We start from the raw sequence: 23,838 nt of genomic DNA, 5'->3' as shown, positions 1-23,838 counted from the left end.
GTATCCTTCAGAGCGCAATCCGATAAAGTGTGCAGCACTTTTCGGAAAAATTGCGCGTCAAAACAAAAATCTAGAGCGGCGTTTTGAGTCTACCAAAACCCCGCTCTAGGGAATGGGCTTATAGGCTTTGGAGTCGGTTCAGGCCTGGTGGGGCCTTATTTTTTTTCGGCGGCGGCGCCGATGGTCACGGGCTTGACGGGAGCATCGGGCATAACCTTTTGCAGGCCTTCGACAATGACGCGGTCGCCGGGTTGCAGGCCTTCGGTGACCAGCCACTTGTTGCCGACCGTCTGGGTGGTCTTGATCGGGCGCGGCTGGGCCTTGTTGTCCTTGGTGACGACCATGACCATGGCATTGCCCTTGGGGTCGCGGGTGACGGCGGGCTGGGGCACCAGGATGCCGTTGCCGACCACGCCGGAAATGACGCGGGCCTTGGCGTACATGCCGGGCAACAGGGCGCCGTCGGGATTGGCGAACACGGCGCGCAGGGTCACCGTTCCGGTGGCCGGATCGACCGTGACGTCGGAAAACTGCAGGCGGCCCTTGAGCGGATAGACCGAACCGTCCTCCAGGATCAGCTCGACATCGGCCGAGGCCGGTTCGCTGATCTGGCCGCCGGCGACGGCGCGCTTGAGGCGGGTCAGCTCGGCGACCGACTGGTTGATGTCGAGATAGACCTGCTCAATGTTCTGGATGCGGGCCAGTTCCGTCGGCTGGGCCGCTGTCACCAGGGCGCCGGGCGTGACCGTGGACTTGCCGATGCGGCCGGAAATGGGGGCTGCGACCTTGGTGTAGTTCAGATTGATGGCGGCGGTCTGCACCGAAGCCTCGGCCGCCTGTACGGAGGCCTTGGCCTGGCCGAGCGCGGCCTGGGCGTCGTCGTTTTCCTGCTTGGACACGGCATTGACCTTGACCAGTTCGGCGTAGCGCTCGGCGCGCAGCTTCGCACTGGTCAGCGACGCATTGGCCTGGGCCAGTTGCGCCTGGGCCTGGGCGTACTGGGCCTGGAACGGGGCGGCGTCGATCTGGTAAAGCGGCTGGCCCTGACGGACGTAGCCGCCTTCGGTGAACAGGCGCGCCTTGACCAGGCCGCTGACCTGGGGCCGTACGTCGGAAACCAGATAGGCCGAGGTCCGGCCGGACAGTTCGGTGGTGATCGGCACGGGTTCGGATTGGACCACCACGATGCCGACCTCGGTCGCGCCGCCTTGGGGCATGCCCTGCTGTTTCTTGCCGCAGGCGGTCATACCCAAAGTCGCGGCCAGGAGGATCGCCACGGGGAGGGCGCCGCGCTTAATGGACGAAAGGGACGGGGTCATGCGGATTCTCCGGGACGAACGAGAGTCGGTTACGCAGGTATGAGGATACTGAATTCCGTTTGCGCCGCAATGCCGACAAAAACTGTCAGTAGAGATGCGAAAAATGAGAATGATCGTTCACTCTCATTTGAGTGGCTTTAAGCCTGGCAATCCTGTATGTCAAGCACCAGGCTGCATTACAAAATGTTTAAATCCTTATTTACCAAGGAATCTGCGTAAAGAATGACCACGGACGCCCTGCCCGCGGACGGCACCAAACCTCGCCCGAGTCGCGAGGCCCGCCGCCAGCATATCCTCGAAGCCACCTTGCGCTGTGTCCGCCGTTCGGGGTTCCACGGCGCCAGCATGGCTGACATTGCTGCGGAAGCGAAGATGAGCGTCGGCGTCATCTATAGGTACTTTGCCAATAAGGAAGCCATTATTGAGGCCATCGTTGCCAACGACCTGGCCGAAATGCGCGCCAAATTCGCCGAGTGGGACGCCACGCCCGACGAACGGCTGATGGAGGTGCTGCTTGAGACGATGGAGCACGCCATCGCGCACAAGTACGATCCGGACAACTCGGCCCTGGCGCTGGAGGTGCTGGCCGAAGCCGCGCGCAATCCGCGTGTGGCCGCGATCGTCCAGGCCGCCGATATCGAGGAACGCGAACTGGGCCGGGGCTTGTGCCGGCGCTTGAATCCGGGCTTCGGCGATCCGGCCCTGATGGACGCGCGCGGCGAGATCATTGGCATGATCTTCGACGGCATGATGATCCGGGCGATTTCCAACCCCCATACGGATCGCAAGGCGCTGTTGCTGGGCCTGCGCCAGGTGATGCAGGTGCTGTTCACCATGCCGGAGTGTCGGGGGGACTAAGTCTCCACCTACTTGCAGTCGTCGTGAACAGGCTGTGTCGTTCCCGGCACTTCACCCGTCGTCAGCCCCACAGCACGCAGGGGTTCTGCGGCATCGACATCGATCCACACATGGGTGACGTCGCGCACGGCGCACATCTCTCCGCTGTCGCGGTACCAGACATCGCCGGCTGCATTCAGCTCATAAACCTGGCCCGGCGCCCAGCTCTTGAACGCCCGGAATGGCCCGGTATCGCCGTGGATCAGAAACACCGGCTTGCCGAAATTGGCCGCCAAAGCCGGCAGCATGTCACGGATGGGATAGAAGCCGTCGCACGGCACCTCGCGTTTCCCCGCCACCGCATCGAAACAGGGATGACCGAAAGCTTTCGGATCGACCTCGGTCACCATGTCGGCCTGCATGATGATCACGACAGCGCGGGCCTTCTTCGCCGCCGCCACGGCAAAGGCCTCGTTCAGCCAGCCGACATTGGCCAGTTCGCGCGCTTCCGCCGCCTTGGCCGCTGTTGCCAGATCGTCACCCATGACTGAGTCGCGACCATTGTTGGTGCCGACCATGTTTAGGGTGGTCCACACCATGCCGCCATATTCGAAGCGGGCGTTTTCCGGCTGGCCTGCCTGCTGGATATAGTCGAACGCCGGATCGGTTACCGCCGGTGCCGCGAAGAACCTGCTGCGTAGAATGTCCAGCCGCGCCAGTTCCGAGAACTTGGTCGTGGTGCCCGGCACGTCCTTGCGGTCGCAGTCGGTCCATTCGTTGTCGCCGGGCGAATAGATAACAGGAATGGGTTTCAACGCCTCTACCAGTTTCGCGAAACGGTCGTCGGGTGCGCCGCAGACCTCGCCGCCGCCTTGCGTATCGCCGACGTGCAGGACAAACGGCGGTTTGATCGCCTTGATCTTGGGTATCGCCGTGGCCAGCATGGCTTCGTCACTGGCGTTATAGGGGGTGTCGCCGATGACCACGAACTCGGCCCGCGCCGGCGCCTCGCCGTGCGGCAGGCTGGCGCAGGCGCTCAAGGTCGCCAGGGCAAGACAGGACATTACGAAGCGGATCATGGCAGCCCTCCGGAAGATGGCCGCACTCAACACCCGGCGGCCTTTCGCCGCAAGACAAAACACGCGCGCGACCTTGACCCCGCCATGAACAAAATGATAATCATTCGCATCTTATTATCTGGCGGCCATGAAACTCACCGAACTGAAAGCCTTCACCCCTGCCCGCGTCATCGCGGTCAGCGACACCTCCGACGCCGACCCGATCGCCCGGCGCCTGCGCGAGATCGGCTTTGTCGATGGTGAACCGCTCCAGGTGGTGGGCCGCGGCCCGTTCGGCGCCGATCCGTTGCTGATCCAGATCGGCTTTACCCGCTTTGCCCTGCGCCGCTCCGAGGCCGCCCGCATTACGGTAGAACTGGCCGCCTGATGTCCACGCTTAACATCGCCCTGGTCGGCAATCCCAACTGCGGCAAGACCGCCCTGTTCAACCAACTGACTGGCTCGCGCCAGAAGGTCGCCAACTATGCCGGCGTCACGGTCGAGCGCAAGGAAGGCACATTCACCGCTCCGTCCGGCCGCACCGTCCATGTCCTGGACCTGCCCGGCACCTACAGCCTGGACGCCTTGGGCGCCGACGAAATCATCACCCGCGACGTCTGTCTGGGTCAGCTCGAAGGCGTCGCCGTCCCCGACCTGATCGTCTGCGTCGCCGACGCAACCAACCTGCGACTGCACCTGCGTTTCGTGCTGGAAATCCGCCGCTTGGGCCGGCCGATGGTGCTGGCGCTGAACATGATGGACGCCGCCCGCAAGCGCGGCATCCAGATCGACACCGCCGGGCTGGAACGCGAACTGGGCCTGCCGGTGATCGAGACCGTCGCCGTCACTTCCGAAGGCACCAAGGCGCTGATCGGCCAGATCGACCGCGCCACCCCGGCCGCGCCACCTGTCAGCCCGGTCGAAACCGACCACAGCGAAACGCGCCGGATTCTCTCCGCCACCGTGGTCATGCCGACGCGTACTGCGAAAACCGACGATGCCCTGGACCGCTTCCTGCTTAATCCGTGGCTGGGTATTCCGCTGCTGCTAGTCATCATGTTCCTGGTCTTCCAGGCGGTGTTCACTTGGGCGACCCCGGCCCAAGACGCCATTGAGGGCAGCCTTGCCTGGCTGGGTGGCGTCGCGACCCAGTCCATGCCCGACGGCCTGCTGAAAAGCTTCGTCGCCGACGCCCTGTTCGGCGGCCTGGGCAGCGTTCTGGTCTTCCTGCCCCAGATCATTATCCTGTTCTTCTTCATCCTGGTCCTGGAAGAATCCGGTTACCTGCCGCGCGCCTCGTTCCTGCTGGACCGGGTGATGGGCGCGGCCGGCCTGACCGGACGGTCGTTCATCCCGCTGCTCAGTTCGCATGCCTGCGCCATCCCGGGCATCATGGCCACGCGCAGCATTCCCGACCTGCGCGAACGCATGACCACCATCCTGATATCGCCGCTGATGACCTGCTCGGCGCGGATTCCCGTCTATACCCTGCTGATCGGCGCCTTTTTGCCTAACACGACCGTCTGGGGCTTCCTCAGCTTCCAGGGCGTGGTGTTGTTCGGCATGTACCTGATCGGTATTGTCTCGGGCCTGATCGTGTCGTGGGTGATTTCGATCAGCCGCCGCGAAAAGCGGGAATATCCGCTGCTGATGGAGCTGCCGTCCTATCGCTTCCCCAACCTGAAGAGCCTGGCCCTGGGCCTGTGGGAGCGGGCGATGATCTTCATCCGCCGTATCACGGGGATCATCTTTACCGTCAACACCCTGCTGTGGGTCCTGGTCACCTTCCCGGGCAAGCCCGACGGCGCCACGGGCCCGGACATCGACTATTCGATCGCCGGCCGCATCGGTCATTTCATCCAGCCGGCCTTCGATGCCATCGGCTTCAACTGGCAGATCTGCGTCGCCCTGATCCCCGGCCTGGCCGCCCGCGAAGTCGCGGTGTCGGCCCTGGGCACCGTCTACAGCGTCGCAGGCAGCGACGATGAAATCGCCAGTCAGTTGGGCGGGCTGATCTCGTCGCAATGGTCGCTGGCCACGGCCTTGTCGCTGATGGCGTGGTACGTCTTCGCGCCGCAATGCCTGTCGACCCTGGCCGTTATCAAGCGCGAGACCAACGGCTGGAAATATGTCGCGGTGACGGCGGGCTATCTGTTCGCCCTGGCCTATGTCGCAGCGTTTGCGACCTATCAGATCACCAAGGCGCTGACGTCATGATCCAGGGTTTGATCGTTGCTCTGATCGTGGCCTTCGCCGCGTGGCAGCTGGTAAAGCGCTTCCTGCCGAAGAAAGCCGCCGCCGAGTCGGACGGCTGCGGTTCGGGCTGCGAAAGCTGCAACGGCTGCAAGGCGATTGACTTCGGACCGCTGGAGCCGCGGGACCGAGCTTAGGGGGCCACCGCCTGCTCAAACGGCACTGCGGGCAGGCCCGTCTTGCCGTCATACAGGTTGCAGGTCGGCGCATCGGCCCAGCAGAACCGCACCTTGGTGGCATCGGCCGCCGCCAGCAACACCACCGTCTTGCCGCTCGCCTCGGCATCGACATAGCGGCAGTCGTTACTCACACAGGCTTCGAACCCGATCGGGCGATTGGAGCTGTAGGTGATGAAATCGCCCTCCATGCCGTCGAAGGTCACCACCAGGCGATCGCCGTCCTTCACCGCCGACTTGATCATCGGCCCCGATTCCGAGCCGTTGAAGCCATACAGTTTAATGGCAATCGCCCGCGATATCCGCTCGCCCAGAACCTGCTTGTTGGCCGGATGGATGTCGGTGGGCTCGCCGATATCAATCGCCGTGGCCAGCACCGCGTTGCCATCCGCCAGAACCGCCAGGCGCTGATCCTCACGCAGCCGCGCCCATCCCGATTCCACGGGTTTCACCGCGCGGTTCTCGTAATTGGCCAACTGCACCACGGCGAAGACCATGTCGTCGCCGAACTGGCCGCGCCAGTCCTTGAACAGCCGCGCCATCAGGCTCTGATAGGGCCGGCCGACATTGCTTTCGCCCTGGTACCAGACCGTTCCGGCAAAGCCGAACGGTCCCATCGGCGCGATCATGCCGTTTTTCAGGATGCTGACCCCGCCGGTGGCGTCCCACGGCGCGCGCGGCGGATTGCCCAATCCCGCCGGTACCGGATTCCAGCGCCAGCCCGCCAGCGGTACCGCCGTGCCGTCGGCAAGCTTCAGCTGGCGCGGAGTATCGCCATACATGCCGCCATAGCTCCACAGATCGACGACATTGAGCACCACGACATTGTCGCCGGCCTTAAGCGTGCCCGCGGACACCTTGTATTTGCGTTCCGTCCCGGCGCCGGAGGTAAAGCCGACTGGTTGGCCGTTCAGCCAGGTCTGGTCGATGTCGTCGACCCGGCCCAGTTCCAGGGTCGCGGCTTGCGCCGCCTGTTCCGCCGTCAGGGTGACGGTCGCGCCGTACCACAGGGGGCCATTGTAGCTGGCCAGTTCGCGCAGGCCCCACTTTTCCCAATTGCTGGATACGTTGGGCGCAGCCTGCCAGGTGCGCAGGTCGCCCGCCGAAGCCGCCCATGGCGTGCCGGGAGCGCCCTTGTCCTGCCACCACTGCTCGAAGCTGTGGCCGAACTCGGCGCCGGCCTTGTCGGGATCCTCGGCATAGAGGTTGAGCAGGTTTTCCGCCGCGGCATAGTCGGGCAGCAGGGCTTCCGGCGACAGCCAGGTGGTAATGTCGGAACCGCCCAGCGAGGCATGGACCAGGCCGATCGGGACCTGGACGCGCTTCTGCAGCGCCGCGGCGAAGAAGTAGCAGGTCGCCGACCAGTCGCCGACCGTGTCGGGCGCAGCCTTCTGCCAGGTAATGGGACCGGAGAACCGTTCCTGCGGCCTGGCCTGCGGGTTGACTGGAACCGTGGCCATGCGGATCAGGTCATTGGCCGAGTTGGAGATGACAACGTCTTCATTGAGGGCGCGTTTGACCGATATCTGCATGTTGGACTGGCCCGAGCACAGATAGACATCGCCGGACACCACGTCGTCCAATTCGAGGCGATCGCCCGATCCGGATGACACCGACAGCCGGCCGGTCTTGCCGGGCTGGAAGTCCGGCAGCTCGACCTGGAAGCGGCCCTTGTCGTCGGCGGAAGCCAGTTGGCTGATGTTGAAGAAGGAGACGGTGACCTCTTCGCCCGGGGCGGCATGGCCCGACACGACGGCGCCGTGGCGCGGCAGGACCATGTGATCCTGGAACAGGCCATCCAGCCGCAGGGGCACGTTTTCCTTGGCCGTTGCGGGCACGGCAGCGGCCAGCAAGGCCAGGCTCAGAAGGACAGGACGCATGATCGGTTCCCCCAACAGGTGTTTTCTAAAGGCCTAGCAAATCGTGCGGCGTTTGGCGCGGAAAAAGTGTGCGGCCCTCACGCCACACATCCAATAAGCAATTAAGAATCATTCGCAATATATGTTGACTCTGCAAATCATTCTCATTATCGCCTCGGGCATGCAATCTGAGGAGAGTAACCATGCGCACTGCGTTGATGATGACCGTTCCCCTGTGGCTGATGGCGGCGGCCGTGCCTGTCCTGGCGGATGATGAAGCCGTGACCATCCTGGCCACCCGGTCGGAAAAAGCCGTCGAGGACGTCCCGGCCACCGTCAGCGTGATCAGCGACACCGATATGGACGACCAATTGGTCAGCGATATCAAGGATTTGGTGCGCTATGAGCCGGGCGTGTCGGTGCGCAATTCGCCGGCGCGATTTACCGCTGCCGGCGCGACGACAGGGCGGGATGGCAATTCCGGCTTCAATATCCGCGGCCTGGAAGGTAACCGCGTCCTGATGACGGTCGACGGAATCCGCGTGCCGGACGGCTTTTCCTTCGGCGGTCAGAACGCCGGACGGGGCGATTATGTTGGCCTGGATCTGCTGAAATCGGTCGAAATTCTGCGCGGTCCGGCCTCGGCCTTGTACGGTTCGGACGGCATTGCCGGCGCCGTAAACTTCACCACGAAGGATCCGGGAGACTTCGTAAAAACTGGAAGTGTAGGCGGTCAGCTCAAATTCGGCCGCAATTCTGCCGACGACAGCCAGGGCGGCGGCATCGTTCTGGCCGGCCGTCGCGGTAGCCTCTCGGGCATGGTGGCATATTCGCAACGCCGGGGACACGAACAGGAGACCCAGGGCGATATCGACGCGCCGAACATCACCCGCACCACACCCAACCCGCAGGACATCGACAGCCAGTCGATCCTGGCCAAGCTGGTCTATGAGCCGTCCGACGCGCATCGCCTGCGCCTGACCTATGACCGTCAGGAAAGCGAAGTCGACACCATCGCCTGGTCGGCCGTGGCCGTGCCGCCTTTGGCCGCGACCTCGACGCTCAGCCTGTGGGCCCATGACACCACGGATCGCGACCGGCTCAGCTTTGATTACCGTTATCGCGGCGACGGCTTCGTCAAGACGGCTTTGGTGGCCGTCTACGGCCAGACCTCGCACAGCTACCAGTTTGCGTCCGAGGACCGTAATATCAGCGCCGACCGCACCCGGATCAATATTTTCGACACCGAGAGCTTGGGTAGCAGCGTCACGCTGACCAGTGAATTCGCCACGGGCAGCGTGACGCACAACCTCATCTATGGTGGCGACTGGTCGAAGACGACCCAGGAATCGGTCCGCGACGGCACCGTGCCGCCGGTCGGCGAAACCTTCCCGACGCGGGCCTTCCCGAATACCGACTATACGCGGACGGGCCTGTATGTTCAGGACGAAATCACCGCTTTCGACGGCAAGCTGTCGCTGTTCCCGGCCCTGCGCTTCGACAGCTATGAACTGACGCCGAAGCCGGATGCATTGCTAACCGGGTTCACGGCCTCGGCCCAGGACGGTTCGCACGTCTCGCCCAAGCTGGGCGGCCTGTACCGCTTCACCGGCAACCTGTCGGTTTTCGTCAACTATGCCGAAGGCTTCAAGGCGCCGGCCCCGTCCGAAGTCAACAACGCCTTCGCCAACCTGGTCTCCAACTATATGACCCTGCCCAATCCGGACCTGAAGCCGGAAACCAGCCAGACCTGGGAAGGCGGCCTGCGCTATCGCAACGACGTCTTCTCCGGCAGCGTCACGGTGTTCTCGGCCAAGTATGACGACTTCATCGAGCAGGTCTTCATCGGCGGCACCTTCACGGCCAATGACCCGGCCAAATACCAGTATGTCAACCAGTCGAAGGTCGAGATCGAGGGCGCCGAAGCCCGCGGTACCCTGAAGATCGGCGAGCGCTTCACCTTCGATGTGGCGGCGTCAACGGCGCGCGGCACCAACATCACGACCGGTAGCGCCCTGGCCAGCATCGATCCGGCCAAGCTGGTCCTGGGCCTGAGCTATCGTGCCCCGTCCGGTAATTACGGCGGCGGCCTGCACACCACGGCGGTTGTGCGCAAGGAAGCTGACCGGCTGGGCGTGACCTGCACCGGCGGCTGCTATATCCCCGACGCCTTTGCCGCGGTCGACCTGACCGGCTGGTGGGATGTCACGGAGAAGGCCACTGTGCGGGCCGGCCTGTTTAACCTGACCAACGAAAAATACGCTTGGTGGAGCGACGTTCGTGGCTTGGCCCGGACCTCGACCATCAAGGACGCCTACACCCAGCCCGGCGTCAACGGCGCCGTGTCGCTGACGGTGAAATTCTAAGGGAAACGCCTCATGAAAAAGCTCTGTCTGTCCCTGCTGGTTCTGCCGTTTGTGGCATCCGCCGCCCTGGCCCATTCGCCCTATCTCAAGCCCAACACCTTCAATCCCGACGCCAAGCGGCCGCATGTCACGGTCGAGGCTTCGTTCGCCGAAGGTGACCTGCGCCCCGACGTCGCCATGAAGTCCGACCACTTCGCCGTGGTTGGTCCCGATGGTACCGTCACCCCGCTGACCCCGGCGGCCAGCCTGAAGGACGCGACCTTCCTGGAGGTGCCTCTGGGCGCCGCCGGTACCTACCGCGTCACCTCGGGCCTGCGCACCGGCCGGGTCGCCAAGGCCGCCGTTAAGGACGGCCAGCTTCATTTCCAGGAAGACCCCCAGGCCGCCCCGGAACCGGGCGCCGTTATCGTCGATGTCCAGAGCCTGACCCGCGCCGACGTCTATGTCAGCAAGGGTAAGCCCGGCATGCTGCCGCCCGCCGGTACCGGCGTCGAGCTGCAGCCCCTGACCGCGCCCAATGACGCCTATGCCGGTGAGGCCGTCCGCTTCGCCGTCCTGGCCGACGGCAAGCCGCTGTCGGGCGAACACGTCACCATCGTCACCGATGGCCAGAACTATGCCGCCAAAAAGCTCGTCGACCTCGACCTGGTGTCGGATGCCAAGGGTGAGGTCAGCTTCACCCCGGCGACGGCGGGTCTCTACCTGATCCAGGTTCGCGTCCGCCGTCCGGCTTCCGAGACGACCTGGACCAGTTCCACCGCCACCGTCACCCTCGAAGTGCTGCCTCAGTAAGGAACGCGCCATGAAAAAGCTTATCCCCGCCCTGGCTGTTGTGGCCGCATTCACCGCCGCTCCGGCCTTTGCCGTGTCGCACTCGATCGCCGGCATGATCGAGGAGTACGACACCAACAAGGACGGCCAGGTCACCCGCGCCGAGTTCGAGGCCTACCGCCACGTCCGCTTCGACGAGACCGACGCCGACAAGAGCGGCGAACTGTCGGAAGCCGAATATGTCGCCGAGTTCGAGGCCCGTCTGAACGAGGACCTGAAGACTTTCGACCGCGACGAGGAAAAGAAGGTCGAGGAATACCAGCGCCAGATGCGCCAGGTCCATGTCCGCTTCGGTGTTCTGGACACCAATAAGAACGGCAGCATGACCTTCGCCGAATTCCTGGCGTCGGGCATCGGCATGTTCGAGCGCCAGGACCGCGACAAGAACGGCGTCATCGACGAAACCGACCGCACGCTTTTGAAGGCTGAGCAAGACGCCGGCAAAGGCGACGATTTCATAGCTCCCTGAGATTCGGGAGACCGCGAAGCCTTTTTACCTTGCAAAAGGCGGGTGCCGTTGCTAATGCGAATGATTATCAACTAACTCCGCCACAGCCTCAGTTTCCGATGTCCTCACCTCCGCCCGCGCTTTCAGGTTCTTTGGCAGGCTTCTGGCGTAACCAGTTGCGCCAATGGCACTGGATCAGCTCGGCCCTGTGCCTGGTCGGCCTGCTGCTGTTCTCGGTGACCGGGTTCACCCTGAACCATGCGGCGCAGATCGAGGCCAAGCCGAAGACAGAGCGCGTCGAAAAGGACCTGTCGGACGCCGGTTTCAACGGCCTGGGCAAGGCCGAAAACGGCAAACCGGTACCGGCGGAGCTGGCCGGGGAAATCAAGGCCCTGACCGGCGCGGACGTGGCGCGGGTCAAGGCCGAGGTCTCCGACGACGACATCTATCTCGACCTGACCGGTCCCGGCGTCGACACCTCGGTGACCATCGACAAGGCCGACGGCCATGTCAGCTACGAGACAACCGACCGCGGCGCCGTGGCCGTCCTTAACGACCTGCACAAGGGCCGGCATACCGGCGCCGTATGGTCGCTGTTCATCGATATCCTGGCCGTGGCCTGCGTGATCTTCTCGGTCACCGGTTTCGGCCTGTTGTGGCTTTACGCCAAAAACCGCCGCATCACCTGGCCTCTGGCGGCTGCCGGCCTGGTCATCCCCTTCATCCTGTTCATGGTGTTCGTACATGCTTAAATCTTCGCTGTTCATCGCCGGCGGCGCGCTGGCTCTCACGGCGACCGGCGCGACCGCTGGTCAACTGGTGCTCGACATCGATATTCCGCAGCAGAAGGTCGCCGAGTACCATAAGCCTTATGTCGCCGGCTGGCTGGAAAGCGCCTCAGGTGGCCATGCTGGTAACCTATTCGTCTGGTACGACGTCAAGAAGCGCGAGGGCGCCGGCCAGAAATGGCTCCAGGACGTGCGCACCTGGTGGCGCAAGAGCGGCCGCGACCTGACCCTGCCGATCGACGGCGTGACCTCGACGACGCGCGCTCCGGGCCGCCAGACCCTGACCATCGACACCGCCAAGCTGAGCGGCCTGAAGCCCGGTGCCTATGTCCTGGTCGTCGAAGCCGCGCGTGAAGCCGGCGGCCACGACCTGGTCAAGGTGCCCTTCACCTACACCCCCGGCAAGGGCGGCACGGTGTCGGGCAAGGGCGACGGCGAACTGGGTACGGTCAGCCTGACCTACAAGCCGTGAAACCGGAAAGCGTCAGCGGCCGCAAGGTTCTGATCCCGGAGCTGGGCGCCCTGCCCAGGCCGCACCCGACGGCGCGCAAATATGTTCTTGAGGGCGCGGCCTTCGCCACCACCTGGAAGGTGATCCTGCTGGCCGATCCGGGCCTCAGTGAGCGCGCCTTCGCCCATCTGCACAAACGGCTGGAAACCAAGCTGCATCAGGTCGATCGTGAAATGTCGCCCTATCGCGGCGACAGCGACCTGACGCGTTTCAATACCGCCGAGCCTGGCAGTTTTGTTGAGCTGCCGCCGATGTTCATGGTGGTTATGAGCCATGCCCTGGATGTGGCGCGCCTGAGCGACGGGGCGTTCGACCCCTGTCTTCTGGACGCCGTCGAAGCCTGGGGTTTCGGGGCGAAGGCCGTGCCGGAAGGCTTGGCGGATGTTTCCGGTTTAAGCGGTGGTGGTTGGCGTCAGTTGACCTGGCAGGCCGATGGTTTGGTCAGGCCGGCCGGCGTGCGCATCGACCTGTGCGCCATCGCCAAGGGATTTGCCGCCGATGAACTGCTGCGCCTGGTCAAGGCCGAGCCGGGCTGTGTCGCGGCCCTGGTCGAGGTCGGCGGGGAACTGACCGGCTGGGGCGTCCAGGCGGACGGTCTGCCATGGTGGGTCGAGATCGAAGACGCCGACGCCGTGGTCGCCCTGCATGACATCGCGGTCGCCACCTCGGGCGACAGCCGCCGTTTCTTCGTCCATGACGGCAAGGTGATGTCGCACACCATCGATGCCGCGACCTGTGCGCCGACGACGTCGGATATCGCCGGCGCTACCGTGCTGGATCCCGCCTGTTGGCGCGCCGATGCCCTGGCCACAGCCTTGATGGTGATGGGGGAGGGCCGCGCGCTCGACTTTGCCAGACGTCACAACATTCCCTGTCTGCTGCGCGTGCGCGATGGCGACAGTGTCCGTGAGGTATTGAGCCCCGCCCTGGAGGCCTGGCTGTGACCGAGCTGATGACGCAGGATCCGCAACGCTGGCTGTGGGCGTGGGGGGCGATGGCCTTCTTCGTCCTGACCTGCCTGTGGTCGCTGTGGCCGCGCAAAAAGGTCGTGGGTTCCGCCGAGTATCTGGTGTTGTTCGCTTCCCAGACCGGCCAGGCCGAAGAGATCGCCCGTCATTCTTATGCGCAACTGGAGGCCGGCGGCCGTGATGCCGTGGTGGCGTCGTTGCGTGACGCGACGGCCGATATGCTGGGCGCGGCGAAGGTGATCCTGGTGGTGGCATCGACGACCGGTGACGGCGACGCGCCGGACGAAGGTATCGGCTTTGAGCGCGGCCTATTGCGCAAGACGCTCGACCTGGCCAATCGCCGGTTTGCTGTCCTGGCGCTGGGCGACCGCAAATACGACCGTTTCTGCGCTTTCGGTCATCGCGTCTTTGCCTGGCTGGAAAGCAATAAGGCCCATCCGCTCATGCCCTGTCTCGAGGTCGATGATCTCGATGCCGCCGCGTTGAAGCAATGGGATGAACTGCTGCACAGCCTGGGCGCCGGTGATGCCGCCGATGAAGCCGTGTTCGCGCCATGGCGTCTGGTTTCACGCGAACGCCTCAATCCCGAGGGTGACCAACCGCTTTATCGTTTGCGTTTGACGGCAGATGTCTTGCCGGACTGGCAGGCCGGCGACCTGGCCGAGATTTTGACGGCCGACGGTCATCGCCGCGACTATTCCCTGGCCTCGCTGCCGGACGAAGGCCATGTCGAACTCTATGTCCGCACCGTCGAAGGCGGCCCGGGTTCGATGCTCCTGACCCAAACCCTGAAGGTCGGCGACACTGTGCCGCTGCGCGTCAAGGCCCACCGCAATTTCCATGCGCCGGACGGGGACGATCCGGTGCTGCTGATCGCCGCCGGGTCCGGCCTGGCCGGCCTGCGCGCCCATATCCGTCAGGCGACGACGCCGGGCTGGCTGGTCTATGGCGAGCGCCACCCGGTCCGCGATGGCGCCTTGTGTGCTGAAGCTCAATCCCTGCCGCTGAAGCGGCTCGACCTGGCCTTTTCCCAGCCCGACGGCGGTGATGGCCAATATGTCCAGGACGTCCTGGCTGCCCATGGCGCCGAGGTGCGTGCCTGGCTCGGCGGCAATGGAGCCGTGCTGGTGTGCGGCGGCCTGGCGATGGGGCAGGGCGTGGACGCCGCCCTGCGGGCTATTCTTGGTGAAGCCTGGATCGAAGCTGCTGTGGCTGCCGGGCGCTATCGCAAGGATCTGTACTGACGCGGAAAGAAGCGGAAAGAAACGGAATTCCGGTTGCGAGACCTCCCGCGCGAAGCGCTTTCCGACCGATGGCATGACCTGATGCTTATGCATGCGAGTACCCTGAATTCCGTGTTTTCAGTGTCGCCGCGCAGCGGCCTCCGTGTGGTCCGTGTTCCTCTTAAAAGCCTCAGACAAACCGGAGGCTTTTAAGAGGAACACGGAAAACACTGAAAGCGCCGCCTGTGGCGGCGTGCACGGAAGTCACGGAATTCCGGGTGATGATATGCCGGTGCGCCATATCCAGGCACATGAATTTAAGGCGCTTCGCGCAGGAACTCGGCATGACGCCTAATGGGCCGATCCGCTATCGGGCATTAAGGTTTCGTCGAGAAAGGCGTCGATTTCAAGCGCCCTGACCTTGACCGGGATTTCGTGACCATAGTCCGGATAGATGTGCGCCCAGGCGTGACCGCCATGGGCGTTGATCGCCGCCGCGAGCTGCCGGGCCTGGTCGGGGTCTGTACGATCATCCCTGGCGCCGTTGATGATCAGGGTGTGAGCCCGGATCGTCGCGGCGCCCCTCAGCGCGGAACGGGTTTGCAGGGCCTCGGGGGTTCCGCCGGTCTGGGAGTCGAAGGCCGACCTGACGTTTTTGGCCGCGTCCGATTTTGGATGCGCAAAAAAGGGCTGGAGGTCGTAAAGACCCGAGATGAGCACTAGGCCGCGCACGTTCGGATCGTGTTCGGCGACGAGGGCACCCGTTACGGCGCCAAGACTTACCCCTTCGATCGCGACCCGGTCGGGCGCCACACGCGGATCCTGGCGCACCTTCGCAAGGACAGCTTCGACAGCGTGCTGGGTAAAGGGACCGGCGAAGTCCTCAGGCCCGCTTGACCCGCCGTACCCCGGCAGGGAGATCGAGACGGCCAGATAGCCGCGCTTTGCAAACTCATCGAGGACACCCCAATCGGCATAGGTCTTGCCGCCAGGTCGAACAAGTCCGTCCTGATGACCGTGGAGAAAAACGACCACAGGCCATGGGCCAGATGTCTTCGGCGTTTCTGAAAAATATTCCACGACCTTGCCAGGGGCGTCGGGGTGCGGAATCGTCGCCGCATGTCCCTTTGGTTGGCCCGTGCAGCCGAGCATCAGCAGAAACGCCAAAAGTGAGATCCGCCTTGCCCAGTCCATGATGTCATCCTGTCGTCAGTCTCTGTTTCCTACCCTGTCGGAAGTAAACCCGGCAATCTAATGGCGGCAGGAAAGAAGCTGAGTTCCGGGTGGCCGATCTCCCGCGCGAAGCGCCTTCCTACCGATGGCATGATCTGACGCATAGGCATGAGAGCATCCTGAATTCCGTGTTTTCAGTGTCGCCGCGCAGCGGCCTCCGTGTGTTCCGTGTTCCTCTTAAAAGCCTCAGACAAACCGGAGGCTTTTAAGAGGAACACGGAAAACACTGAAGCGCCGCCTGCGGCGACGTGCACGGAAGTCACGGAATTCCGGGTGATGATATGCCGGTGCGTCACCCGAACCATCTATCCATTAAGGCGCTTCGCGCGGGAGATCGGCCACCCGGGATTCCGGTTCGTTCCGCCTCTTTCCGTATGTTCCGTCGTTTGAGTCTACCGGCGTGTCCCCGTGAAGCGGCAAATACTGCGCAGCGACGGGCAATCTGATACGCATTCGCAAAAAGCCAGTTGCGAATGAATTGCATGAGTGATACGTCACCCTCAATCTGTTCAGGAGCCGGCCCATGACCTTCAAATCCTCCGTTCTCGCCGCGAGCGCGCTGGCCTTGGCAATCGGTGGAGTCCTGGCCTCGCCCGCCTTTGCCCACCGTCAGTGGCTGCTGGTCTCGACCAACTATGTCGACGGCAAGGAGCGCTATGTCACGGTCGATGCCGCCGTGTCGGAAGGCCTGTTCGACTTCGACCACCTGCCGATCAAGCTCGACAACGTCACGGTCACGGGCCCGGATGGCGCCACCGTCACGCCCGAGAACGTCGGCAACGGCAAGTTCCGCACCACCTTCGACCTGAACCTGGCCAAGGACGGCACCTACCGCATCGCCAGCGTCTCGACCGCCGTCATGGGCCGCTATACCCTCAACGGCGAGCAGAAGCGTTTCCGCGGCACCGAGGCCGACCTGGCGAGCCAGATTCCCGCCGGCGCCACCGATGTCTCCCTGACCCGCAACTATGGTCGCGTCGAAACCTATGTCACCTCGGGACATACCAGCGACGGCGTGCTGGAGCCGACCGGTTCGGGCCTGGAACTGGTGCCACTGAGCCATCCGTCGGAACTGGTCGCTGATGAGCCGGCGAAGTTCCGCGTCCTCCTGGACGGCAAGCCGTTGGCTGGGCTGAGCCTGACCGTCGTGCCCGGCGGCGGCCGCTACCGCAGCAACCTGAAGGATTTCAGCGTTACTTCGGACGCCAATGGTGACGTCACCATCACCTGGCCGATGGCCCAGACCTATTGGATCGGCGCTTCGTACCCCGCCCGCGTCCAGCAGCCTGAAGGCACGCCGCCCGATCCCAATGCGCCCATGCCCGAAAAGCGCTGGTCGTACACCGGCGTGTTCCAGGTGATGCCCTTCTGACACATGCGAACGGGCTGTAACCGCCGCGAAACATTTTGTTCGATTTGCGGCTTGCAATTGCGAATGACTTGCAATATCGAATTCTGGCCCTTCGCCGAAACCCGGCACCTCCCCGCCGGCCCCGGCCGGAACCGAAGCTAAAACCTGGCCAGAGAACCGGCCGGGACTAAGGAATGCCCCCGCCCGGAAGGGCGGAAGTAGAGAAAGAACGTCAATGACCGCCTCCATCCGCAGCCGTAAACACAGCGCCGCCCGTTACGCGACTTTGGCCGCCCTGGCCCTGGCCATCCCCGCTGCCGCCCACGCTGACGACGCGTTCGACGCCTCCGGCGACGCTGATGCCGTTGTCGTCAAGGGCGAGCGCCCGGGTTTCAAGGCCGCCGCCTCCAGCTCCGACAAGCGCACCCAGCCGCTGCTCGACACGCCCCAGACCATGGTCGTCATCACCAGCGACGTCATCCGCCAGCAGGGCGCCACCACCCTGATGGATGCCCTGCGCAACACGCCGGGCATCACCATCCAGCTGGGTGAAAACGGCAATACCTCGGCCGGCGACACCTTCCAGCTGCGCGGCTTCTCGTCCCAGACCTCGCTGTTCCTGGACGGCCTCCGCGACCTGGGCGCCGTCACCCGCGATACCTTCAATGTCGGCCAGATCGAAGTCGCCAAGGGCGCCGCCGGTTCGGAATTCGGCCGCGGTTCGTCGTCGGGCTATATCAACCTGGTCTCCAAGCTGCCGCGCCTGGGCGGCGGTTCCTCGGCCACCCTCTCGGCCTACAGCTCGGGCGGCTATCGCGGCACCGCCGACGCCAACCTGGCCACCGGGGAAACCAGTGCACTGCGCCTGAACGTGTTTACCCAGGACATCGATGCCGCCGGCCGTGACGTCGTCAACCGCTCGGGCTGGGGCATCGCGCCGGCCTGGGGCATCGGCCTGGGCACCAATACCCGCTTCTATGTCTTCGGCCAGGTGGTCAAGCAGGACAATGTCCCCGACGGCGGTATCCCGACCATCGGCTATGACGGCTACGACTTCCCGACCAATGCCACCATCAAGGCCGGCAAGCGCGTCGATCGCGAGAATTTCTACGGCTCGATCAACGACCACGAAGACGTCGATGCCGCCCTGGTCACCGCCAGGATCGAGCATGACTTCGCCTCGGGCCTGAAGCTGACCAACACCACGCGCTACGGCCATTCGACCATGGACCGGGTCCTGACCGGCGTGAATACCGGCGCGACCGGCATCGCGGCGCCGACTCCGGCCGACCCGTCGACCTGGACCGTCAACCTGTCGCGCCAGAAGGTCGACCAGGAAAACACCATCCTGGCCAATGCCACCAACCTGCGCGGCGCCTGGACGGCCGGCGGCCTTACCCACGAACTGTCGGGCGGCGTCGAGGTGTCGTCGGAAAGCCAGTTCAACCGCACCTACAACACCAGCTACGCCACGCCGACCGGAACGGTCAGCGTCACCGTGCCGGTGGTCAGTCTGTACAATCCGAACCCGAACCAGACCCTGCCCGATCCGCTCGACACCGGCGCCTTTACCGATGGCGAGACCACGACGGTCGCGGCCTATCTGTTCGATACGGTGAAACTGGGCGACCAGTGGCTGATCAATGCCGGCGTCCGTGTCGACAGCTACAAGACGACCACGAGTGGCGCCCGCCGCACAGTCGCCGCCGACACTGGCTATACGGTCGGCACCCTGATCCCGGTTCACCTCAGCAAGGACGGCACCCTGGTCAGCTGGAACGCCGGCCTGGTCTACAAGCCGCGCGCCAATGGCAGCATCTACGTCGCCATCGGCAATTCGGCCACGCCGCCGGGCAGCGCCAACTTCGCCCTGTCGGACACGGCGACCAATATCGGCAGCCCGAACCTGGATCCACAGGAAACCGCCAATGCGGAAATCGGCACCAAGTGGGACCTGTACGGCAACCGTCTGTCGCTGACCGCGGCCTGGTATTCGACCGAGCACCAGAACGAAATCGTCGAGGACATCGATCCGGGCGCCGGCGTCACTGTCCGCCAGTTCGGCAAGCGCAAGGTCAGCGGGCTGGAATTCGGCGCCGTCGGCCAGGTCACTGAAAAGTGGCAGGTCATCGCCGGCATCGCCACACTGGACACCGAGGTCGAGGACGGCGCCGCCACCGGCAACAATGCCACGGGTGCGGCCGCGCGCTGGTCGCCGGACCTGACCGGTTCGCTGTGGACGTCGTATGACGTCACCGAAAAGCTGACCCTGGGCCTCGGCGGCAACTATACCTCGGAACAGCTGCGCGTCGTGGCGCCGGGCGCCGCTCCGTCGGCCGGCCTGAGCGAAATCCCCGCCTACTGGCTGGTCAACGCCATGGCGTCCTACAGCCTGACCGATCGTGTCGCCGTCCAGCTCAACATCTACAACCTGCTGGACGAAGACTATATCGGCTCGCTGAACAATGGCGGCGGCCGGGTTTTTCCGGGTGCCCCGCTGAATGGCATGCTGACCCTGAACGTCCGTTTCTAGGTTCAGCCCAGAGGTTGAGTTTCATGCCCCGCCGGTGCTAAGCCGGCGGGGTTATTCTTTGGATTGCCCCCCATGATGCTGCATATCCCTGAGGTCCTGACCCGCGATGAGGTCGCCTATATCCGCGGCAAGCTGGAAAAGGCCCACTGGCAGGACGGCCGCAGTTCAGCCGGCCCCCAGGCGGCCGGGGTCAAGAGCAATGCCCAGCTTCCGCATGATGCACCGGAAGCCGCAGAACTGAGCGGTCTGGTCGAGGCGGCGTTGCGCCGGCATCCCTTGTTCGTGTCGGCGGCGATACCGCACATCATCCTGACGCCGCGGTTCAATGCCTATGAGGTCGGGGCGCAGTTCGGCAACCATATCGACGGTGCTTTGCAGAACGATGTCGGGCGGGGGATCGTGGCGCGGACAGATATTTCAACGACCTTGTTTCTGTGTGAGGTGGACGAGTATGATGGCGGGGAGCTGATCGTCGAGGACACCTATGGCGCCCATGAAGTCAAGCTGCCGGCGGGGGACGCGATTTTGTATCCGTCGACCTCGCTGCATCGGGTCGAGCCGGTGACGCGCGGGGTGCGGCTGGCGTCGTTTCTGTGGTGTCAGAGCCGGGTGAGGGACGAAGCCCACCGGCGGATGTTGTTCGAGCTGGATATGACGGTGTTGAAGCTGCGGTCAGAGCAGGGGGATACGCCGGAAGTGGTCAGCCTGACGGGGCTGTATCACAACCTGCTGAGGCAGTGGGCGGGGTGATACCAACGCGTCGGCGGTCGGCCGCACAGAGGACCCCTCCGTCTCGACGCGTTTCGCCATTGGCCTTCGGCCCGGCTCACTTGCTCGCCACCTCCCCATTGAAGAAATGGGGAGGAGAAGAAAGAAAAGGCCATTCCGATTAACGGTCAGACGCCAGTGCCGTTCGTATATGTACGCTGAGCAAGCGCAGCGCCGCGAAGGACTTTTCGCGAGTTCAGAGCATCATCCGCCGCTCGGTCGTCAGATGCGGCATTGGCTGGCCCAGCAGCTTGGCCACCCGCATCAACAGCTTGCGGTCGTCGAACGGCTTGGTGACATAGTCACGCGCGCCCATATCGATTGCCCGGCGGATGTCCGTCAGCTGCTGGCGCGCCGTCAGCATCAGCACCGGTATGTCGCTTGTCTTGGTGCTGGACTTCAGGATCCGCAGCACCTCGAAGCCATCGCCGCCATCGCCCAACCCGATATCCAGCAGGATGGCGTTCGGCTTGAAGGCAAAGGCCTGGGCGATGGCCTGTTCGCAGTTGCGCGCCACGCAGGTGACATAGCCGCCCAACTCCAGGCGGATGACAAGAAGATCGGAAATGTCACGGGTGTCCTCGACGACGAGGATGCGGAACTTATCCAGTGCGGACATGGGGGAAGTCTCCCTGAGATTGGGCCAGCCATTCGGCGACCGTGGCGGTCAGGACCGCCGGGCGAATAGGTTTTTCGACCATGGCGTTCATCCCCGCCCCAAGGCAGATGCGGCGGCGCGATTCGCCGCCGGCGGAGACGCCGACGATCGGTGTGCGGGCATTCAGTTCGCAGCTGGCGCGGATGCCCTGGGTAGCGACCAGACCATCCATGACCGGCATGTTGACGTCCATCAGGATCAGGTCGTAGCGGCGCTCCAGGCAGGCCTGAAGCGCTTCGCCGCCGTCCGGGACGGTGTCGACGCTGTAGCCCTGGGAGCGCATGAGGGTGGCAATCAGCTCGCGGTTGGCGGCATGGTCGTCGGCCACCAGGATGAAACCGGTTTCGGCGGCGACTTCCGGGCCGACCTCTTCGTCGGCATCGCCTTCGCAGACCTGAACCGGAATGTCGAACCAGAACATCGAGCCGTTGCCCGGGCTGCTTTCGACACTGATCCGGCCGCCCATCAGCTCGACCAGCTGTTTGGAAATCATCAGGCCCAGGCCGGTACCGTTGGTGGTGTGGTCGACCTGGGAGAAACGCTTGAACAGGCGCTTCTGACCTTCGGGGGAAATGCCGGGACCGGTATCGGTGATGGTGACCTGAAGCCGGTCGCCGCGCCAGTGCAGGGCAATGGTGACGCCGCCGTCCTGGGTGAACTTCACGGCATTGCCGGCCAGGTTCATCAGGATCTGGCGCATCCGCACCTCGTCCAGCAGCATCAGCGGCATGTCGTCGTCGGTATCCACCGTCAGGAACAGGCCCTTGGCCTGGGCCTGGACCTCCAGCGTCTCGGCGACCTCCAGCATCAGTTCGTTGGCCGAGCACGGCGCAATGTCCAGCTCCAGCTGGCCGGCCTCCAGCTTGGAGTGGTCGAGGATGTCGTTGATCAGGGCCAGCAGGCCCTGGCTGGCGGTCCAGATGCGCTGGCTGAAGCGGCGCGGCTCTTCGTCCTGGACGACGTCGCGCAGCAGGGCGGAAAAGCCGATGATGCTGGTCAGCGGCGTGCGCAGTTCATGCGACATGGTGGCCAGGAACTGGGACTTGGCGTCGGCGGCGGCATTGGCCTCGACCATGGCGTCTTCCAGCGCGGCCTCAACGGCCTTGCGCTCGGTGATGTCGCGGACCACGTCCTGGAGCTTGGCGATCTTGCCGTCCGGCCCCAGCATGGCGCGCGGCGACGCCTCCAGCCAGACGATGTGGCCGTTCTTGTGACGGGCGCGGTACTGGACGCGCGGCACGGCGCTCCAGTCGCCGCTGCGGACATAGCCGGCAAAGGCGGCCTGGGTCAGGCGGAAGTCGTCGGGATGGACGATGTCGCGGACGTTTTTCCCGATGACCTCGGCCGGGGTGAAACCCAGCAGCTTTTCGATCGCCGGCGAGACATAGTCGATGGTGCCGTCCAGGTCGAAGACGGAAATGATGTCGTTGGAGCTGTCGGCCAGCAGGCGGTAGCGGGCCTCGCTGGCCTCGGTGGCGTCCTGGGCGCGCAGAAGGTCGGTCAGGTCCTGGACGACGCCGAACAGACCGATGGCCTGGCCGCTTTCGTCGCGCTCGCACACGCCGTTGGTCTCGATATGGCGGATTTCACCGGTGTCGCGGCGGATGCAGCGGGCGCGGAAGGAGAATTCACCATTGCCCGCTACGGCGGCGTCGACGGTGGCGAGGATGTCCTTGCGGTCGTCGGGATGGTACAGGACCATGGTTTCGCCGATGCGCGGCGTGAAGGTCTCCGGATCGCAGCCGAAGATGGCGTAGGTTTCCGGCGACCAGTAGGTTTCCCGGGTCACCAGGTTGCCGTGCCAGTGGCCCAGATGCGCCAGCCGTTCGGCCATGCGCAGATAGTCGCTGTATTGCGTCAGCTTCTTCTTGGCGTTGAGATATTCGGACTCGTATTCGCGCCGTTCCCTGGCAGGGAAGATAGCGTAGTGGAAACCGTCTCCGTCGTGGCGGGCGTTGACGAGGACCGGAATGCTGTCGCCGTCGGGGCCGTTGAGGGTCAGGGCGATCTCGCTGGCTTCGCCGCTCTGGTTCAGTTGCGGCAGCAGCTTGGCGCTGAGGATGAACTGCGAGGGCCGGGTCAGGCAGCGGCCGAAGGTCTTGGTGCCGCCGTCATAGCCGCTCATCTCGCGGAAGAAGCGATTGGCGGCGACGATGGAGCCGTTGCCGTCGCAAACGACCAGGCCACAGGGAGCAAGTTCAAAGGCGGCTTCGGTCATTGGGCACAAGCTGAAGGATACGGGTTTCAGCTTTACGCGCAGGCGGTTAAAATTACGCTTAAGCCCGGCGTTTTCCACGAAGGGCTTCGAAAACGGCAATGACGATGCCGCCGACCGCATAGCAGACGAGGTCCTTCGGGTCGAAGGAACCGCCCAGGACGACCTGCGCCAGCCGGTTGCCGCGCAGGCCCAGCAGGTCGGTCAGGCCCAGAAGCTGGCCCAGTTCGATAGCCAGGGCGATAGCGAGGGTGGCGATCAGGGCCGCGGCGATGTTCAGCCGTGTGACGGCGCGCAAGGTCAGATAGACCAGCACGACGGCCAGGACATCGCCGAGATAGGGCCGCACAAAACCGTCGCGCACGAACAGCGCTATCAGGACCTCAACGGCGAAGACCAGGGCGGCGGCGAGGGCATAGCCCCAATGAAACGTCAAATGTGGA

The 23,838-nt window shown here is 64.0% G+C and carries 21 protein-coding genes; 14 read left to right on the top strand and 7 right to left on the bottom strand.

Annotated elements, in window-relative coordinates:
- Positions 1-155: 155 nt before the first annotated feature.
- Positions 156-1,319 carry an efflux RND transporter periplasmic adaptor subunit gene (locus tag ABAC460_RS31960; protein WP_023452717.1) on the bottom strand — a complete coding sequence of 388 codons (1,164 nt, stop codon included), beginning with the start codon at positions 1,317-1,319 and terminating at the stop codon, positions 156-158.
- Between the two features lie 222 nt (positions 1,320-1,541).
- Between ABAC460_RS31960 and ABAC460_RS31955 the strand changes: the two genes are divergently transcribed.
- A complete protein-coding gene (locus tag ABAC460_RS31955; RefSeq protein ID WP_023452716.1) occupies positions 1,542-2,177 on the top strand; it encodes a TetR/AcrR family transcriptional regulator in 636 nt (211 codons plus the stop codon).
- Positions 2,178-2,185: 8 nt separating this feature from the next.
- Here ABAC460_RS31955 and ABAC460_RS31950 read toward each other — a convergent pair whose 3' ends face one another.
- Positions 2,186-3,235 carry a metallophosphoesterase gene (locus ABAC460_RS31950; protein WP_023452715.1) on the bottom strand — a complete coding sequence of 350 codons (1,050 nt, stop codon included), beginning with the start codon at positions 3,233-3,235 and terminating at the stop codon, positions 2,186-2,188.
- Between the two features lie 127 nt (positions 3,236-3,362).
- Between ABAC460_RS31950 and ABAC460_RS31945 the strand changes: the two genes are divergently transcribed.
- The 3 genes from ABAC460_RS31945 to ABAC460_RS48925 are packed head-to-tail and all read left to right on the top strand — an operon-like array spanning position 3,363 to position 5,604.
- Positions 3,363-3,602, top strand: coding sequence for a FeoA family protein (locus tag ABAC460_RS31945; RefSeq protein ID WP_023452714.1), 240 nt, complete (start codon positions 3,363-3,365; stop codon positions 3,600-3,602).
- A complete protein-coding gene (feoB, locus tag ABAC460_RS31940; protein ID WP_023452713.1) occupies positions 3,602-5,431 on the top strand; it encodes a ferrous iron transporter B in 1,830 nt (609 codons plus the stop codon). The genes ABAC460_RS31945 and feoB overlap by 1 nt, the downstream gene beginning before the upstream one ends.
- A complete protein-coding gene (locus tag ABAC460_RS48925) occupies positions 5,428-5,604 on the top strand; it encodes a FeoB-associated Cys-rich membrane protein (RefSeq protein ID WP_023452712.1) in 177 nt (58 codons plus the stop codon). Before feoB ends, ABAC460_RS48925 begins: the two co-directional genes overlap by 4 nt.
- Here ABAC460_RS48925 and ABAC460_RS31935 read toward each other — a convergent pair.
- The gene (locus ABAC460_RS31935; protein ID WP_023452711.1) at positions 5,601-7,523 is read right to left on the bottom strand and encodes a sialate O-acetylesterase; all 1,923 of its coding nucleotides are present in this window, start codon (positions 7,521-7,523) and stop codon (positions 5,601-5,603) included. The genes ABAC460_RS48925 and ABAC460_RS31935 overlap by 4 nt on opposite strands.
- 182 nt (positions 7,524-7,705) lie before the next feature.
- On the opposite strand from ABAC460_RS31935, the gene ABAC460_RS31930 reads away from it, so the two are divergent.
- The 7 genes from ABAC460_RS31930 to ABAC460_RS31900 all read left to right on the top strand — a co-directional run bounded on the left by ABAC460_RS31930 (position 7,706) and on the right by ABAC460_RS31900 (position 14,658).
- The gene (locus ABAC460_RS31930) at positions 7,706-9,868 is read left to right on the top strand and encodes a TonB-dependent hemoglobin/transferrin/lactoferrin family receptor (protein ID WP_023452710.1); all 2,163 of its coding nucleotides are present in this window, start codon (positions 7,706-7,708) and stop codon (positions 9,866-9,868) included.
- A 12-nt stretch (positions 9,869-9,880) separates the two neighbouring features.
- Positions 9,881-10,660, top strand: coding sequence for a DUF4198 domain-containing protein (locus tag ABAC460_RS31925; RefSeq protein ID WP_023452709.1), 780 nt, complete (start codon positions 9,881-9,883; stop codon positions 10,658-10,660).
- A 10-nt stretch (positions 10,661-10,670) separates the two neighbouring features.
- A complete protein-coding gene (locus ABAC460_RS31920) occupies positions 10,671-11,168 on the top strand; it encodes a hypothetical protein (RefSeq protein ID WP_023452708.1) in 498 nt (165 codons plus the stop codon).
- 155 nt (positions 11,169-11,323) lie between these two features.
- Positions 11,324-11,899, top strand: coding sequence for a PepSY-associated TM helix domain-containing protein (locus tag ABAC460_RS31915; RefSeq protein ID WP_023452707.1), 576 nt, complete (start codon positions 11,324-11,326; stop codon positions 11,897-11,899).
- A complete protein-coding gene (locus tag ABAC460_RS31910; protein ID WP_023452706.1) occupies positions 11,892-12,407 on the top strand; it encodes a DUF2271 domain-containing protein in 516 nt (171 codons plus the stop codon). Before ABAC460_RS31915 ends, ABAC460_RS31910 begins: the two co-directional genes overlap by 8 nt.
- On the top strand, positions 12,404-13,390 hold the full coding sequence (locus ABAC460_RS31905) for an FAD:protein FMN transferase (protein ID WP_023452705.1): 987 nt from the start codon (positions 12,404-12,406) through the stop codon (positions 13,388-13,390). The genes ABAC460_RS31910 and ABAC460_RS31905 overlap by 4 nt, the downstream gene beginning before the upstream one ends.
- Positions 13,387-14,658: an NADPH cytochrome P450 oxidoreductase family protein gene (locus ABAC460_RS31900; protein WP_023452704.1), complete on the top strand. Its 1,272-nt coding sequence runs from the start codon at positions 13,387-13,389 to the stop codon at positions 14,656-14,658. The genes ABAC460_RS31905 and ABAC460_RS31900 overlap by 4 nt, the downstream gene beginning before the upstream one ends.
- 330 nt (positions 14,659-14,988) lie before the next feature.
- Here the strand turns inward: ABAC460_RS31900 and ABAC460_RS31895 are convergent, their stop codons facing one another.
- Positions 14,989-15,804 carry an alpha/beta hydrolase family protein gene (locus ABAC460_RS31895; RefSeq protein ID WP_162150299.1) on the bottom strand — a complete coding sequence of 272 codons (816 nt, stop codon included), beginning with the start codon at positions 15,802-15,804 and terminating at the stop codon, positions 14,989-14,991.
- Positions 15,805-16,393: 589 nt separating this feature from the next.
- Here ABAC460_RS31895 and ABAC460_RS31890 point away from each other — a divergent pair.
- The 3 genes from ABAC460_RS31890 to ABAC460_RS31880 all read left to right on the top strand — a co-directional run bounded on the left by ABAC460_RS31890 (position 16,394) and on the right by ABAC460_RS31880 (position 20,504).
- Positions 16,394-17,242, top strand: a complete 849-nt coding sequence (locus ABAC460_RS31890; protein WP_023452702.1) for a DUF4198 domain-containing protein — start codon at positions 16,394-16,396, stop codon at positions 17,240-17,242.
- 214 nt (positions 17,243-17,456) lie between these two features.
- Entirely contained in the window at positions 17,457-19,754 is a 2,298-nt protein-coding gene (locus ABAC460_RS31885; protein WP_023452701.1) for a catecholate siderophore receptor Fiu, read from the top strand.
- A gap of 72 nt (positions 19,755-19,826) precedes the next feature.
- Positions 19,827-20,504: a Fe2+-dependent dioxygenase gene (locus ABAC460_RS31880; protein ID WP_023452700.1), complete on the top strand. Its 678-nt coding sequence runs from the start codon at positions 19,827-19,829 to the stop codon at positions 20,502-20,504.
- A gap of 214 nt (positions 20,505-20,718) precedes the next feature.
- On the opposite strand, the gene ABAC460_RS31875 is transcribed toward ABAC460_RS31880, so the two are convergent.
- From ABAC460_RS31875 to ABAC460_RS31870, 3 genes are read right to left on the bottom strand one after another with little or no spacing between them, the layout of a single operon-like run.
- Positions 20,719-21,141, bottom strand: coding sequence for a response regulator transcription factor (locus ABAC460_RS31875; protein WP_023452699.1), 423 nt, complete (start codon positions 21,139-21,141; stop codon positions 20,719-20,721).
- Positions 21,125-23,398, bottom strand: a complete 2,274-nt coding sequence (locus ABAC460_RS0124320) for a PAS domain S-box protein (RefSeq protein WP_023452698.1) — start codon at positions 23,396-23,398, stop codon at positions 21,125-21,127. Before ABAC460_RS0124320 ends, ABAC460_RS31875 begins: the two co-directional genes overlap by 17 nt.
- Before the next feature lie 58 nt (positions 23,399-23,456).
- Positions 23,457-23,831, bottom strand: a complete 375-nt coding sequence (locus tag ABAC460_RS31870; protein ID WP_023452697.1) for a DUF2809 domain-containing protein — start codon at positions 23,829-23,831, stop codon at positions 23,457-23,459.
- Positions 23,832-23,838: the final 7 nt, after the last annotated feature.

Origin of the sequence: Asticcacaulis sp. AC460 (assembly GCF_000495795.1) — a bacterium.
Lineage (GTDB): Bacteria > Pseudomonadota > Alphaproteobacteria > Caulobacterales > Caulobacteraceae > Asticcacaulis.
This window is presented reverse-complemented; position numbering and strand designations above follow the sequence as displayed.

Excerpts from the sequence above, each read along its gene's own strand:
- ABAC460_RS31880 (WP_023452700.1), top strand. The coding sequence starts at position 19,827 with ATGATGCTGCATATCCCTGAGGTCCTGACCCGCGATGAGGTCGCCTAT.
- ABAC460_RS31925 (WP_023452709.1), top strand. The coding sequence starts at position 9,881 with ATGAAAAAGCTCTGTCTGTCCCTGCTGGTTCTGCCGTTTGTGGCATCC.
- ABAC460_RS0124320 (WP_023452698.1), bottom strand. The coding sequence starts at position 23,398 with ATGACCGAAGCCGCCTTTGAACTTGCTCCCTGTGGCCTGGTCGTTTGC.
- ABAC460_RS31930 (WP_023452710.1), top strand. The coding sequence starts at position 7,706 with ATGCGCACTGCGTTGATGATGACCGTTCCCCTGTGGCTGATGGCGGCG.
- ABAC460_RS31935 (WP_023452711.1), bottom strand. The coding sequence starts at position 7,523 with ATGCGTCCTGTCCTTCTGAGCCTGGCCTTGCTGGCCGCTGCCGTGCCC.
- feoB (WP_023452713.1), top strand. The coding sequence starts at position 3,602 with ATGTCCACGCTTAACATCGCCCTGGTCGGCAATCCCAACTGCGGCAAG.
- ABAC460_RS31890 (WP_023452702.1), top strand. The coding sequence starts at position 16,394 with ATGACCTTCAAATCCTCCGTTCTCGCCGCGAGCGCGCTGGCCTTGGCA.
- ABAC460_RS31955 (WP_023452716.1), top strand. The coding sequence starts at position 1,542 with ATGACCACGGACGCCCTGCCCGCGGACGGCACCAAACCTCGCCCGAGT.
- ABAC460_RS31920 (WP_023452708.1), top strand. The coding sequence starts at position 10,671 with ATGAAAAAGCTTATCCCCGCCCTGGCTGTTGTGGCCGCATTCACCGCC.
- ABAC460_RS31950 (WP_023452715.1), bottom strand. The coding sequence starts at position 3,235 with ATGATCCGCTTCGTAATGTCCTGTCTTGCCCTGGCGACCTTGAGCGCC.
- ABAC460_RS31875 (WP_023452699.1), bottom strand. The coding sequence starts at position 21,141 with ATGTCCGCACTGGATAAGTTCCGCATCCTCGTCGTCGAGGACACCCGT.
- ABAC460_RS31945 (WP_023452714.1), top strand. The coding sequence starts at position 3,363 with ATGAAACTCACCGAACTGAAAGCCTTCACCCCTGCCCGCGTCATCGCG.
- ABAC460_RS31885 (WP_023452701.1), top strand. The coding sequence starts at position 17,457 with ATGACCGCCTCCATCCGCAGCCGTAAACACAGCGCCGCCCGTTACGCG.
- ABAC460_RS48925 (WP_023452712.1), top strand. The coding sequence starts at position 5,428 with ATGATCCAGGGTTTGATCGTTGCTCTGATCGTGGCCTTCGCCGCGTGG.
- ABAC460_RS31910 (WP_023452706.1), top strand. The coding sequence starts at position 11,892 with ATGCTTAAATCTTCGCTGTTCATCGCCGGCGGCGCGCTGGCTCTCACG.
- ABAC460_RS31960 (WP_023452717.1), bottom strand. The coding sequence starts at position 1,319 with ATGACCCCGTCCCTTTCGTCCATTAAGCGCGGCGCCCTCCCCGTGGCG.